Origin of the sequence: Streptomyces finlayi (assembly GCF_014216315.1) — a bacterium.
Taxonomy (GTDB): domain Bacteria; phylum Actinomycetota; class Actinomycetes; order Streptomycetales; family Streptomycetaceae; genus Streptomyces; species Streptomyces finlayi_A.
Window position 1 is genome coordinate 2,948,416 of sequence record NZ_CP045702.1, and the last position, 12,032, is coordinate 2,960,447.

The 12,032-nt window shown below is 70.1% G+C and carries 9 protein-coding genes and 1 riboswitch; of the genes, 6 read left to right on the forward strand and 3 right to left on the reverse strand.

Annotated elements, in window-relative coordinates:
- Window positions 1-117 precede the first annotated feature (117 nt).
- Both F0344_RS13400 and F0344_RS13405 read left to right on the forward strand, forming a co-directional pair.
- Entirely contained in the window at window positions 118-1,023 is a 906-nt protein-coding gene (locus F0344_RS13400; RefSeq protein ID WP_185299012.1) for an esterase/lipase family protein, read from the forward strand.
- 268 nt (window positions 1,024-1,291) lie between these two features.
- Window positions 1,292-2,989: a M23 family metallopeptidase gene (locus F0344_RS13405; RefSeq protein WP_185299013.1), complete on the forward strand. Its 1,698-nt coding sequence runs from the start codon at window positions 1,292-1,294 to the stop codon at window positions 2,987-2,989.
- A gap of 77 nt (window positions 2,990-3,066) precedes the next feature.
- Here the strand turns inward: F0344_RS13405 and pcrA are convergent, their stop codons facing one another.
- On the reverse strand, window positions 3,067-5,505 hold the full coding sequence (gene pcrA, locus F0344_RS13410) for a DNA helicase PcrA (protein WP_185299014.1): 2,439 nt from the start codon (window positions 5,503-5,505) through the stop codon (window positions 3,067-3,069).
- A 258-nt stretch (window positions 5,506-5,763) separates the two neighbouring features.
- A riboswitch (cyclic di-AMP (ydaO/yuaA leader) is annotated at window positions 5,764-5,928 on the forward strand.
- Between pcrA and F0344_RS13415 the strand changes: the two genes are divergently transcribed.
- On the forward strand, window positions 5,927-7,114 hold the full coding sequence (locus tag F0344_RS13415; RefSeq protein ID WP_185299015.1) for a C40 family peptidase: 1,188 nt from the start codon (window positions 5,927-5,929) through the stop codon (window positions 7,112-7,114). (Overlaps the previous riboswitch by 2 nt.)
- A gap of 407 nt (window positions 7,115-7,521) precedes the next feature.
- On the opposite strand, the gene F0344_RS35740 is transcribed toward F0344_RS13415, so the two are convergent.
- On the reverse strand, window positions 7,522-7,644 hold the full coding sequence (locus tag F0344_RS35740) for a hypothetical protein (RefSeq protein ID WP_258049933.1): 123 nt from the start codon (window positions 7,642-7,644) through the stop codon (window positions 7,522-7,524).
- Window positions 7,645-7,986: 342 nt separating this feature from the next.
- On the opposite strand from F0344_RS35740, the gene F0344_RS13420 reads away from it, so the two are divergent.
- Entirely contained in the window at window positions 7,987-8,727 is a 741-nt protein-coding gene (locus F0344_RS13420) for an NUDIX domain-containing protein (RefSeq protein ID WP_258049934.1), read from the forward strand.
- Window positions 8,728-8,743: 16 nt separating this feature from the next.
- On the opposite strand, the gene F0344_RS13425 is transcribed toward F0344_RS13420, so the two are convergent.
- Entirely contained in the window at window positions 8,744-10,117 is a 1,374-nt protein-coding gene (locus tag F0344_RS13425; RefSeq protein WP_185299017.1) for a hypothetical protein, read from the reverse strand.
- A gap of 186 nt (window positions 10,118-10,303) precedes the next feature.
- Here F0344_RS13425 and F0344_RS13430 point away from each other — a divergent pair, with 186 nt between their 5' ends.
- Window positions 10,304-11,095 carry a 2-keto-4-pentenoate hydratase gene (locus F0344_RS13430; RefSeq protein WP_185299018.1) on the forward strand — a complete coding sequence of 264 codons (792 nt, stop codon included), beginning with the start codon at window positions 10,304-10,306 and terminating at the stop codon, window positions 11,093-11,095.
- A 60-nt stretch (window positions 11,096-11,155) separates the two neighbouring features.
- Window positions 11,156-12,022 carry an acetylating acetaldehyde dehydrogenase gene (locus F0344_RS13435; RefSeq protein WP_185299019.1) on the forward strand — a complete coding sequence of 289 codons (867 nt, stop codon included), beginning with the start codon at window positions 11,156-11,158 and terminating at the stop codon, window positions 12,020-12,022.
- Window positions 12,023-12,032: the final 10 nt, after the last annotated feature.

Genomic DNA, 12,032 nt, shown 5'->3' on the forward strand with positions numbered 1-12,032 from the left:
CGGCACGGTGGTACGGCTCCACGGCCGGTCACCGGACGACGGCCGCCCTGGCACCGACACCCCATAAGGGCACACGGGACCGGAGCCGCTTCCGTATGTCATTGCAGGAGGTCGGCCATGAAGGTCCTGTCCTTCCTTTCCCCACTGTCGCGCATGCCGTGCACGCTTCCCACCCGGCTGTCATCAGCGCTGGTCAAGGCCACCGTGCTGGAGATGGTGATCCTCGCCGCGCACGTCCTCATCTACCCCACCGGCATCACCCCGGAGCGCCGGGACGCCGCTCCCGCCCCCACCCCGGAGCCGGACGCCGAACCGGCCGGGGCGCTTCCTGAACACCCAGGCACGACGCCCGCCGGGCCCACGGCCCTGCTCCCCGACGGGAGCGCCGACCGCCCGCCCGTCGTACTGCTGCACGGATTCATCGACAACCGCTCCGTGTTCGTTCTGCTGCGGCGCTCGCTCGCCCGGCACGGCTGGCGCCATCTGGAGTCCCTCAACTACTCGCCGCTGACCTGCGACATCCGTACGGCCGCGGAACTGCTCGGCCGGCATGTGGAGGAGATCTGCGCCCGCACGGGGCACCGTGAGATCGACATCGTCGGGCACAGTCTCGGAGGGCTGATCGCCCGCTACTACGTGCAACGGCTCGGCGGCGACCAGCGGGTGCGCACCCTCGTCACACTCGGCACCCCGCACAACGGCACCTCCGTCGCCCCGCCCGCGAGCGCCCACCCGATCGTGCGACAGATGCGCAGCGGCTCCGCCCTGATCGCCGAACTGCGCAGGCCCGCTCCGGGCTGCCGCACCCGGTTCGTCAACTTCTGGAGCGAGCTGGACCGGGTGATGGTGCCGGTCGAGGCCGCTTGTTTGGACCACCCCGACCTCGACGTGGTCAACGTACGCCTCACCGGTATCGGCCATCTCGCGCTGCCCGTGCACCCCGCCGTCGCGGCCGGCATCCGGGAAGCGCTGGAGTCCCAGGAAGCCGCGACCAACGGTTCCGGGACCGCCTCGGTGGCGTGATCCGGCCTGGAACACCCTGGAACACCGCTGAACAGGCCACGCGAACGGTCCGGACCAGGACCCGCGAATAGAACGTATATCGAACGTAGAGCCAAGGCTGTGCCTGCTGTCCGCCGAAAGACGGCCGATTGCCCGTTTCCTGAACGGCTGGAACCCGGCGAAGATTGTCGTCGTCACGAACCGCCGGGTACAGTCGCGGCCACTGCTTTCCCTGGAGTCCCCCACGGTCTCCGGAACAGGTCCTGCTGCCGAGGCGAGAGAGAAGTTGGTGAACGACCAGCACCCCCACGCCGGGAATGTCGACTACGACAACCACCCCCCCGGCAGCTTCGACACCGATCCGCTCTTCGGTGCTCTCCCCGGTCATCACGACAGCAGTTACGACAGCACCCCCGCCCATGGGCACGAGACCGGCAGCAGCTACGGGAGCGGTCACGACACCTCCCAGGGCGCCACGTACGGGTACGACAACGGTTTCGCGGCCGCGGGGCAGGACCACAGCGGCGCGTACGACTCCACCCAATGGGACACGGGCGCGCATCAGACCGCCTCGTACGACTCGTACGCCGCCCACCCGCATGAGACGTACGAGACGCACGAGCACCAGCCCCAGCACGCGTCACCGCAGGCGCAACCGGCGCAGCAGCAGTACGACGGCACTGGGCAGTGGGACACCTCCGGATGGGGCCTGGACGGTCAGGCCGGCCAGGCCGAGCAGTGGGGGACGACCGACACCGGCGCCTTCCCCACCACCACGTTCGCCACCACGGGATACGGCACCGGTACGTACGCCACCAGCGAGTTCGTGGACGCGGGTACCGATACCGGCGCCTACGACGCCACCGCTTGGAACTCCGGTGCCACGCCCGAGCAGGCGCCGTACGCGCCCGAACAGGTGTCGTACTCCTCATACGAACAGCAGCCGGCCGAACAGCAGGCCACGTACGAGCCCTTCGAGGCCTACGACCCGTACAGGCCGGACGAAGCAGCCGAGTTCAGCCCCGCGGCCCCGGACACCGACGCCCACACAGGCACAGGCACCGGCACTCACGCGCAGACCACCGAGACGCACGAGTCGTACGAGTCGTACGAGACACACGAGACGTACGAGGCCGCGGCCGAGCCCGCACAAGCCGACGAGTCCGACCTCCCGACCGCCGCCTCGCCCTCCGTCACCGCCCCCCGCCCGGCCGACCGCACCCCCCGGGGAAGCGCGGGCAGCCGAGGCCGGCGCCGTACCCCCGCCAAGCGGTCCGCACTCCTGACCGTCGCCGTTCCCTCGGCCTGCGTCATGAGTGTCGCGGGCATCGCGGCCGCCTCGGTCAGCGGCATCGCGGGCGGCGCGGAGAAGAAGGACGAGACCACCTCGATGGCGGCGGCCGACCCCGGCACCGTCAAGCCGGTGACCGCCAACAACAAGCTGGACACCCAGCTCGCCAACCTCAGCGCCGACGCCGACGACTTCGCCGACCGCGCCAGCCGCACCCAGGAGCGCATCGACCTGCGGGAACGCCAGGTCGCCGAGAAGAAGAAGCGCGACGCGGAGGCCGCGCGCCGTGAGGCGCTGCGCCCCAAGTTCTCGCTGCCGGTCACCCAGCACGGTCTCAGCGCGTACTACGGCCAGGCCGGCGTCAACTGGATGTCCGTACACACGGGCGTCGACTTCCCCGTCGGGTACGGGGCTCCGGTGCTGGCCGCGACGGACGGCACCGTACGCACGCAGTTCAACTCCGCCTACGGGAACATGATCATCGTGACGGCGGCCGACGGCACCGAGACCTGGTACTGCCACCTCAGCAGCACCCGCATCCGCTCGGGTTCGGTGCAGGCAGGCGACACCATCGGGTACGCCGGGGATTCCGGGAACTCCACCGGCCCGCACCTGCACTTCGAGGTCCGCCCCGGTGGCGGCTCGGCGATCGACCCGATGCCCTGGTTCCGCAGCCACAACCTCAACCCGAACTGATCCCCGCTTCCACTTCACGTATGGCTGTGGCCCCGTCCTCGAAGGACGGGGCCACAGCCATACGTGGTGGAAGGCGGCTACAGCTTCTCGACCGGCGCATACCGCAGGAGAAGCTTCTTCGGCCGCTCGTCCCCGAAGTCGACCGTGGCCTTCGCCTGATCGCCGAAGCCCTCGACCGCCGTCACCGTGCCCAGGCCGAACTGGTCGTGCGTGACCCGGTCCCCCACCACCAGCGCGACGACCGGCTTGTCCGAGGTGCGCCGGGTGGCGAAGCCCGAGGGCCCCGACCGGGAGCGCGAGGACGACAGCGAGGACGTGATCCCCGACGTCGGTCCGGCCGCAGCGGCCATCGGGCCCTTGCGCTTCCACTCCAGATGCTGGTCCGGGATCTCCTCCAGGAACCGCGAGGCCGGGTTGTACGAGGGCTGGCCCCAGGCACTGCGCATCGCTGCCCGGGTCAGATACAGCCGCTCGCGGGCCCGGGTGATGCCGACATAGGCGAGCCGCCGCTCCTCCTCCAGCTCCTTCGCCTGTCCCAGCGCCCGCATGTGCGGAAAGACGCCGTCCTCCATGCCGGTCAGGAAGACGACCGGGAATTCCAGTCCCTTGGCGGTGTGCAGCGTCATCAGTGTGATGACGCCGGAGCCGTCCTCGTCCTCGTCGGGGATCTGGTCGGAGTCGGCGACGAGGGCGACCTTCTCCAGGAACTCGGCGAGCGTCCCCGCGCCCTCCTCCTCCGCGCGCTCCTGCTCGAATTCGAGCGCCACGGCGGCGAGTTCCTGGAGGTTCTCGATGCGGGTCTCGTCCTGAGGGTCGGTCGACGCCTGGAGTTCGGCGAGATAGCCGGTACGTTCCATGACCGCTTCCAGGACGACCGCGGGGCCGGCTCCGGACTCGACGATGGTGCGGAGCTCCTCCATCAGCGTGTTGAAGCGCTTCACGGCATTGGCCGAACGGGCGGCCATGCCGTACGCCTCGTCGACGCGGCGCAGTGCGTGCGGGAACGAGATCTTCTCGCGCATCGACAGGGCGTCGATCATCGCTTCGGCACGGTCGCCGATGCCGCGCTTCGGCACGTTCAGAATGCGGCGCAGCGGGACCGTGTCCTCGGGGTTGGCGAGGACCCGGAGGTAGGCCAGGACGTCGCGGACCTCCTTGCGCTCGTAGAAGCGCACCCCGCCGACGACCTTGTAGGGCAGACCGACCCGGATGAAGATCTCTTCGAAGACACGGGACTGCGCGTTCGTACGGTAGAAGACCGCGACGTCGCCCGCCTTCGCGTCGCCGGCGTCGGTGAGACGGTCGATCTCGTCGGCGATGAACTGCGCCTCGTCGTGCTCGGTGTCCGCGACGTACCCCGTGATCCGGGCGCCGGTGCCGGCGTTCGTCCAGAGGTTCTTGGGGCGGCGGCTCTCGTTGCGTTCGATGACCGCGTTGGCCGCGGACAGGATCGTCTGCGTGGAGCGGTAGTTCTGCTCCAGCATGATCGTGGTCGCGTCCGGATAGTCCTCCTCGAACTGGAGGATGTTGCGGATGGTCGCGCCCCGGAAGGCGTAGATCGACTGGTCCGCGTCACCGACGACACACAGTTCGGCGGGGGCCTCGGCCTCACCGGACGGGCCCACCAGCTCGCGTACGAGGGTGTACTGCGCGTGGTTGGTGTCCTGGTACTCGTCCACCAGGACGTGCCGGAAGCGGCGGCGGTAGTGCTCGGCGACATCGGGGAACGCCTGGAGCAGATGCACCGTCGTCATGATGATGTCGTCGAAGTCGAGGGCGTTGGCCTCGCGCAGCCGTGCCTGGTAGAGCGCGTACGCCTGGGCCAGGGTCTTCTCGAAACCGTCCGCGGCCTGCCCGGCGAAGGTCTCCTCGTCGATCAGCTCGTTCTTCAGGTTCGAGACCTTGGCCGTGAACGCCTTGGGCGGGTAGCGCTTCGGGTCGAGGTCCAGGTCACGGCAGACGAGCGCCATCAGCCGCTTGGAGTCCGCGGCGTCGTAGATCGAGAACGACGAGGTGAAACCGAGCCGCTTGGACTCGCGCCGCAGGATGCGTACGCACGCGCTGTGGAAGGTCATGACCCACATGGCGTTGGCGCGCGGCCCGACGAGCTGCTCGACGCGCTCCTTCATCTCGCCCGCGGCCTTGTTGGTGAAGGTGATCGCGAGGATCTGACCGGGGTGCACCCCGCGCTCGGCCAGCAGATGTGCGATCCGGTGGGTGAGCACCCGGGTCTTGCCCGACCCGGCACCGGCGACGATGAGCAGCGGCGAACCGGCGTGCACGACAGCGGCGCGCTGCTCGGTGTTCAGCCCGTCGAGCAGCGCGGCGGCGTCGATGACGGGACGGGGCGAGCCGTCGCGGTAGTACCCCTCGCGGGGCGGCGGGGGCGCGTCGAAGACGCCGCCGAAGAGACCCTCCGGCACCGCTTCGGGTGCGTGGTCCTCGGGGGGCGGCGGGGGCCCTTCCTCCGAGTTCTGGAGGCCGGTCAGGAAACTGTCGTCAAAGAGGCTGCTCATCGCTTCACGAGTCTAGGCGGCTCCACTGACACCCCGGGGCCGCATTCCTGAGGAGGCCCGGATCCATGCGCGTACCGAGACGGCCCGACCACACCCCGTGAGGGACGAGAGGCACGGTCCGGCCCCGCCCGCACGGATTCGCTCCAGGTCACGAACATGTATCGGGCATATCGAACATCAACCTTCACAGGGACACCACGGGTTGGCTAGCGTGCTGGATCGGGCGGCCCGTACCCCCTTGAGGCGAACCACGCCGAGCGGACGCCCACGCCGAATCCGGTCCGCCCCCAGGGCGTCCGGAACCGGGGACCCACACGCAGCACCGGGGTGAATCGGTCCGCGACCTCCACCTGGACCGTAGGGCAGCCTTCCGTTCCGCCCGAACCCGACAGCTAACCCGGTAGGCGGTCCACGGAAGGAGATGCCGGCCTTGGCATCGCATCGCAAGCCGCGCACCCGTGTGCGCACCACCTCACCCGGCCTCGGACTCACGACGGCGGCACTGGCCTCTGTGACTCTGCTCTCCACGCAGACCGCGACGGCCGCGCCCGCGACGCCCCGGCCCAGCGTCGAGGACGTCCAGAAGAAGGTCGACGACCTCTACCGGCAGGCGGGCGCCGCGACCCAGCAGTACAACAAGGCGAAGGCCGCCTCCACCGACCAGCGCGCCAAGGTCGACGGGCTCCTGGACGCCGCGGCGGAGCGGGCCGAGAAGCTGAACGAGACGCGCCGTGAGCTGGGCCGGTTCGCGGCGGCGCAGTACCGCAGCGGCGCGGTCGCCCCCACGGCCACGTTCTTCCTCGCGGACGACCCGCAGTCGTACTTCGACCAGGACCAGTTGATGGCGCGCATGACCAGCCAGCAGCAGAAGACCGTGTCCGACTTCCGAACGCAGCAGAGCGCGGCGGCGAAGAAGCGCGCCGAGGCCACCAAGAGCCTGGAGACGCTCACCGAGGCGCAGACCACGCTGCGCACCAGCAAGCAGCAGGTGCAGGAGAAGCTGACCGAGGCCCGCACCCTGCTGTCCGAGCTGACCGCCGAGGAGAAGGCGCGGCTCGCGGCACTGGAGCGCGAGAAGGAGGCGGAGGCCGAGCGCAAGGCGCAGGAGCTGGCCCGCCGGCAGGCCGCCGCGGCGGAGGCCGAGCGCCAGGAGGCGGCGGCGAAGGAAGCCGCCGAGGACGCAGCCCAGGAGGCCGGGCAGCCGGACACCGGAACCGGTGGCGGTACGGACACCGGCACGGAGACGGACAGCGGCTACGCGGCGAAGGCGGACAAGGTACTGGCGTTCGCGGCGGCTCAGATCGGCAAGCCGTACGTCTGGGGGGCGACGGGCCCCTCTTCGTACGACTGCTCAGGGCTGACGCAGGCGGCCTGGAGAGAGGCCGGCGTCGATCTGCCGCGCACCACCTGGGACCAGGTCGAGGTCGGCACCCGGGTGGCCACGGCGGATCTGCGGCCGGGGGACCTGGTGTTCTTCTATGACGACATCAGCCACGTCGGCATCTACAGGGGCGACGGCATGATGATCCACGCGCCGAAGCCGGGGGCGAACGTGCGCGAGGAGTCGATCTACTCCATGCCGATCTACGGGAGCGTGCGGCCGGCGTAGTGCCGTGCCCGGTCCCTCCCTGGCCGGGAGTTGCCGCACCGGCCGCACCGGCCGCTGGGCGATGTCGCGGACGAGGGTCCAGGGAGGGAGCGCGTGAAGACCGTGGACGAGGGGTTCGGCACGGCGGCCCGGTCCTGACCCCGGCCGGGACCGGCCGGGACCGCGGCCGGGACAGCGGCCGGGACAGCGGCCGGGACAGCTCAGGTCGGCTCAGAAGCCGTTGTCCTATCGATCTTGAGTGCGGTGTGATCGAAAGTGGCTGCCGGGGCGGGTGAATCTGGTGGTGTTCGTGCATGAAGACAGGGCCTCTGGTGCAGTTCGGAGTTGCTGAGACACCGAGCGACGTCAGCACCACCACCCGGACCAGCAAGAACCTCGACGAGAACCTCCCGCGCAGTCACGAACCGTTACCAGAACAGCTCCGCGTCGCGCAGTTCGGCAAGGACCCGGTCCGCTTCCTCACGCAACGCCTCAACCCGCTGCCGGGCACCCCGTTCCCGCTCCTCCAGCAAACCGACCACCGACGGCATCCCCGAACCTGCACGACCAAGACGACACGACGTGTCCTGTCTGCCACAGAACCCGCCACACCATGCCTGACCAGCAGAAAGTCAGCGATCAAGTACGGAAAGACAACAGCCTCTGACCGATCTGAGCTGACGTCCGCACGCGCTGTGCATCAATCAGTTGGCGGTCAGCCGGCACGCGAACCTCCACGTTCGTGCTATCCAGGAACACCGTGCACCGGCGCGAAGTAGACGATGCTCTGCGCAGCCTGTATGGAGAGCGCACCGTCGCCGAGGTCCATGAGGTGGACCATCCGGACGCTCGACCTCCCCGTCCAGCTCCGAGCAGGGCTCTACGATGGGCCGGTGACCGAGACTCTGCCTCCCGTAGGTATTGACCTCTTCGACGTGGAACGCCTCCAGCTCACGGAGGTCCCGGAGCCGCCGCTGTCACCTTCGGATCAAGCGGCGAGAGACCGCGTGTGGGACAAGGCGGTCCAGGCGAACCCGACTCTCTTCGACGGGCCTGTGGTGGCCTGTAGCGGGCTGGAGTGGGCCGGCCCGCGCACCGTGCGCCTTTCCTGGGTGCGCGTTACCTACCGGCACTACGCTCTGCGCCGTGTTCCCGGCGCCACCGCGCTGCCGTCGCTGTTCGTGAATATCCTTCAGACGACCGACAACGGCCGTGTGCTGGCGGCCAGAATGTCGCCCTCGACGGCTGCCCCGGGCCGCTGGCAGTTGCCAGGTGGTTCCGTCGAGCCGCCACGGAACGGGGAAGTGCTGGACGGGCCGGGCCTGGCCGGCCAGGCAGCACGGGAGATGGTCGAGGAGTTGGGGATCTGCGCGGGCCCCGAGGCACTGAGACTGTGGGCCGTCACGCGCGGGGAGAACAGCAGCGTGGGCCTGACCTACCTCGCCCCGGCCCTTCCCGAGTCGGCGGTGCGCGCGGCTTTCGCCGCGGCCGCAGCCGCCGAGCGAGCCCAGGGGCGTGAGCCCGAACTCGACGACATTGCGCTGGTGCGCTCACCCGGTGAGCTGGTCAGCCTGACCGGTCCGCACGCGGACTACCTGGAGCCGATCGTCCGTCGATACAGCGCCGGGCGCTGAAGCCCGGCGGCACCGTTCAGGCTCCGGCGAGGAATCCTCGCCCGCGTTCGTCGAGTTCTGCCACGCATCGCAGGCCGCGGGCCCGGAAGCGCGCGAGGTTGCCGCGCATCTGTGAGACGGCCTTGCGAGTGCGGACGGATCGGACGCCGCCCATGTGGTCGATGGCCCGATGCCAGGTAGCGCACGCCTGCTCGATGCTGCCGCGCTTGAGGTGCATCTCGGCGCCCGCGACCAGGTCCAGGGCGACGATCCGCGCGTACGTGGTCGCTGGGCGGGCTGTGGCGGCCAGGGCGTAGTGCTCGGCGGCGGCCCGGTGGTCATCCAGGGTCTCGTGCACCTTGGCGGTTCGGGAGTGCACCGACGCGGCCGGCGGCCCCCAGGCCAGCGCCCAGAAGGGCACGTCGTCGCCCGGGGCGCCGGTCAGCAGGGCGCGGGCGTGCTCGGCCGCGGCCAGGGCAGCGCGGTGCTTGCCGCTCTTGGCCAGGGTGTGGGCGTGGACCACGTGGAAGAGGGCTTCGGTCTGGGCGTCGACGTGGCCTTTGGCCCGGTTCAGGCTGGTCTCGGCCAGGCCCAGGCAGTGCTCGGGGCGGTGCAGCTTGAGGCCTTGCATGGCCATCGTGCGCATCACGAAGCCGTCGTGCCCACGCAGGCCGGACTCGGTGGCCAGGGCGTAGGACTGGAGGTAGTAGCGCTGGGCTGCGCCCTGTTGGCCCGCGTCGTAGGACTTCCAGCCCAGTAGGTGAACGCCGCGGCTGGCGGCGGAGAGCATCTGCTGTCGGACCTCGTCGGTGCGGAACCGGGCCCGGCATAGCGGCGCGACGTCGTCGCGGAGGTAGGTGACCAGGGCGCTGCGTCCGTGCTGTCCGCCGTGGCGTTCGTCGATCTCGGAGAACGCGTTGATCATGTCGCGGACGGCGGTGACCTCGGCCATGCCGACGGTGTGTCCGGTGCGTGCTGCGGTAGTGCGTGCGGCGATGTCCTGGACGTGGTTGAGGGGTAAGGCCGCGGCCGCGGCGGAGTAGGCGGAGGCCGTCAGGAAGCGGCGGCGGTCCAACTCGTACCTCCACATGGTCAGCAGGGCGTCCAGTGGGTCGATCCCGAGGGACAGTCCGATGGTGTCATTCTCTGCCTCGTCTGTGGAAGTCAGGCCGAGGTCGGCTGGGGTCAGGAGGCGGCCCAGGCGCCGGGAGAGGGCGACCGCGAGGAAGCGGGGGGTGTCCCCGCGGGGAGCGGTGCCGGAGATCCAGTGCTCGATGTTCGACTTGTTCGTGCGTAAGCGCGCCCCGCACTCGGCGGCGACCGCGCAGACCGCTTTGGCCAATGCCTCGTAGGTGAGGCCGGCTTCGGCAACGAGGTCTTTGAGCTGGACGTTCGGCGTGTGCGTGGTCATGAGCACCTGCCCCGTATATACGCGATATACCGCTTGGCCTGCCCGCCACCGTACCGCTGGGGAGCGCCTCCCGGTTGACTCTTCATCAGGCCCGAGCCCGGCGGCCGGCCGCACCAGCGGCGCCCCGGATCTGTGCCCCCACGTCTTCGAACCGTACGGATGCCCCATGCCCTGGGAGGGATCTACATGGACGAGCGGGATGACCGCTGGATCGCCGCCACCGCGTCGGCGCTGTTGGCGGCGGAGTACGAGAGAGAGCCGATCGACGCGCTGACCGTCCGGCGGCCGCGAATGCCCCTGGAGACTGCCTACCGCGTCCAGGCCGCAACGGTCGAACGGCGGATCGCGGGCGGCGCCCGCGTCGTCGGCCACAAGGCGGGGGCGACCTCCACGGCCATCCAGGAGCAGGCGGGCGTCGACGAGCCGGACTCCGGCGTACTGCTGGACGACATGGTGCTGCCCACCGGCAGCACCATGGCCCGGTCCGCGCTGATGCAGCCGCGGGTGGAGGCGGAACTTGCCTTCCGGCTCGGCTGCGATCTGGCAGGCCCGGACCTCGGCCTGGAGGAAGCACGGGCGGCGGTGAAGGAGGTGTTTCTCGCCCTTGAGGTGATCGATACGCGGTTCACCAGTTGGCGGATCACGATCGCGGACAGCATCGCCGACAACGCGTCCTGCGCGCGGGTGGTCACCGGGCCCATGGTGCCTCTCAGTGCGGACGTGGACCTGGCAGCTGAGCCGCTGGTCGTCAGCGTCAACGGAACCGCCGTCGCCACCGGGGAGGGTCGGGCGGTCCTCGGTGACCCACTGCGTGCCCTGGTCTGGCTCGCCGGGCGGCTGCACCGCACCGGCGAAGGTCTGCGGGCCGGTCAGCTGGTCTTGGCCGGGGCCGTGCACGCGAGTGTCCCGTTGGAAGCCAAGACCACAATCCATGCCCGTTCGCTGCATCTGCCGCCGGTCGAGCTGCACGTCCGCTAGCCCGCGGCACCCGGCACTGCACCTCCATGCACCACTTCCCCTTGGATGAAGGAGCGGCCAATGGCTGCTGATGAACGACGCCATGTCGCCGTACTCGGCGCGGGCCTGATCGGGGTCGACCTCGCTGACAGGATCGGCCGGTCGCCGAAGCTGGAACTGGCACTCGTGGCGGGCCGCGACCGGGACAGCCTGGGCCTGCGCCGGGCGGCAGAGATGGGACATCCGACCACCCCGGGCGGGGTTCGCGCCGTGGTGGAGGCCGGACCCTTCGATGTGGTCTTCGACGCCACCAATGCCGATAGTCATGCCGAGCACTGGGCGGCCCTGCGGCCGACCGGCGCGACCCTGATCGACCTGACCCCCACGGGCCTGGGGACGGTCATCGTGCCGGGTGTCAACGGCCACCGTGCGGCGTCGTACCGGCACCTGAATCTCGTCAGCTGCGGCGGGCAGGCGGCCATCCCGGTCCTGCACGCCATCTCGAAGCGATGCGCCCCCACGTACATCGAGGTGGTCTCCACCGGGGCCAGCGCGAGCGCGGGCCCCGCTACCCGCCTGAACCTTGACCAGTACATCGCCACCACTTCGGCGGCGGTCCGGACCTTCACCGGCACTCGGGACGTGAAGGTGATGGTCAACCTCAGCCCTGCCCGGCCCGCGCCGCCGTTCCGGGTGGCCATGACCGTCCTCGCGGACGGCATCCGCCCCGCACTGGTGCGCACGAGCATCGCGGCGGCCGCCGACGCCGTGCGCGCCTATGTCCCCGGGTTCAAGGTGACGTCGCTCGCCGTGGACCCGGGCCGGATCTCGGTCGTGGTGGAGGTGACGGCCTCCGGCGGCCGCCTGCCGCGCCACGCCGGGAGCGTCGACATCATCAACGCCGCCGCCGTCCTGCTCGCCGAGCAGTCGGCTGCCGCCCTCCGATGAAGGGAACCCC